Genomic DNA, 414 nt, shown 5'->3' with positions numbered 1-414 from the left:
CTAATTTTGTATTATTTCCAATATTTAATCCGTTTACCCTGTTATTTGAAATTGACAAAGAAACTAAATCTATATTTTGGCTTACATCAACATCCTCAATTCGGTTGTTTGAACAATTAACACTTTCTAATAACGTATTATTGGTAACATTCAGTAATGAAATTTGATTACTAGAACAATCTATTTCTTTCAAATTAGTATTTGCACTAATATCTATATCTGTCAGCTGATTTGAACTACACAATAGGGTTATTAAATTAGAATTATTAGAAACATCTATTGTAGATAAATTATTTTCATTGCAGATTAAGGTTTCCAGAGCAATGAAATCCTCTATTCCATTTAAGTTTAAAATATCAAGGTCGTTAACAATAAGAGAAGTTACAGTATCTATTCTATCAGTAAAAACTATTC

General features: G+C 26.3%; 1 protein-coding gene. It reads right to left on the bottom strand.

All coding sequences use genetic code 11. The features are described from left to right. Window positions 1–414, bottom strand: a 414-nt coding sequence (locus tag H4O21_RS28265) for a leucine-rich repeat domain-containing protein (RefSeq protein ID WP_182812500.1), incomplete at both ends; no start/stop codon positions are given.

Origin of the sequence: Oceanospirillum sediminis, assembly GCF_014164585.1 — a bacterium.
GTDB classification, from domain to species: Bacteria; Pseudomonadota; Gammaproteobacteria; order Pseudomonadales; family Halomonadaceae; genus Oceanospirillum; species Oceanospirillum sediminis.
Note: the sequence above shows the minus strand (reverse complement) of the source record. Positions and strands in the feature narration are given on the sequence as shown.